We start from the raw sequence: 1,031 nt of genomic DNA, 5'->3' as shown, positions 1-1,031 counted from the left end.
AAATGGGGACGCCCAACCTGATGATCAGCATTTTGCTCGTACTCGACGAAGACCTTACTCCAAATCAGCGAAAAGAGGGCGTGCGGATAGCAGGCCGCGCCAACATGGAAGCTTCCGGCGCAAGACCCGGCGGAGATCTGATCCAGATTGCCGGTATGCGCGCGAAGCAGGCGCTTTTTCAACGTAATCCGCAGGTACTTGCAGATGTGATGAAAGTAATGGTTTCGGAAATAAAGGTATCGACGGGCCGCGGTTTGAAGCCCGATCTGAGTTTTCATCACCGCACCGACAATGTAATTTCAACGCTCGCTTACGGGACAGGCTATGCAAATGCATTCGCGTATTGGGCAGTGAAGACCGAGGGTACAAAATACAAGCTGCCCGACGAACCAATGAAACTGCTGGTCGACTATTTTCTGGATGGGATCTGCTAGTCGCATATTCACGGGAGGTACCCTGATCCCGGCGCTGAAAACCGGGGGATCAGCAGGAAAGGCGCATTGAAACCGGCTGGTCCTGAATTGGCTGAAAACCTGCTCCGGGCTACTTCTTACCGGAAAGCGAAGCTTGAAAACATTGTCAGGATCAGGAAAGGAGAAGTGAAGCCGAACCTGACGCGCGATCACTATTTCTGGCATTCGCATTACTACACCCACCAGCGGCCCGACTATTATGCTTCCGTGCGCATGCACAGCAAACGAGCTGCTAACATGGAGCAGCCACATAATGAGGAAGGTTTAAAGAACCACCATTATGGTGACGGCAGCAACTTTATTTCACAGACCGGCAAAGAATTTGACGGAATTTTCCCGGTCTGGGACTGGCAGAAAATTCCGGGTACGACTGTGGTGCAAAAGCCTGAAGTAGCGCATTGGAAGGAACTCGCCAAACCTGGGCTGAACGATTTCACAGGCGGGGTAACCGACCAGCGGTATGGTGCAGCTGCATTCGATTTTGCGAGTGTACACGATCCGCTGAAAGCCAGAAAGGCGTGGTTTTTCTTTGACCGGGAATTTGTGAGTCTGGGCTCG

1 protein-coding gene and 1 pseudogene are annotated in these 1,031 nt (G+C 52.2%); both read left to right on the top strand.

Features of this window, described 5'->3' with window-relative positions:
- Window positions 1-434: pseudogene (locus ACTIE6_RS21140) on the top strand (polysaccharide lyase family 8 super-sandwich domain-containing protein); the annotation flags it as partial.
- An 87-nt stretch (window positions 435-521) separates the two neighbouring features.
- A partial coding sequence (locus ACTIE6_RS21135; protein WP_439558526.1) for a polysaccharide lyase family 8 super-sandwich domain-containing protein occupies window positions 522-1,031 on the top strand: 510 nt, incomplete at its 3' end.

It is taken from the genome of Dyadobacter sp. (genome assembly GCF_051859145.1).
GTDB lineage: Bacteria > Bacteroidota > Bacteroidia > Cytophagales > Spirosomataceae > Dyadobacter.
The sequence above is the reverse complement of the archived record's forward strand: the minus strand, read 5'-3'. Positions and strand labels throughout refer to the sequence as shown.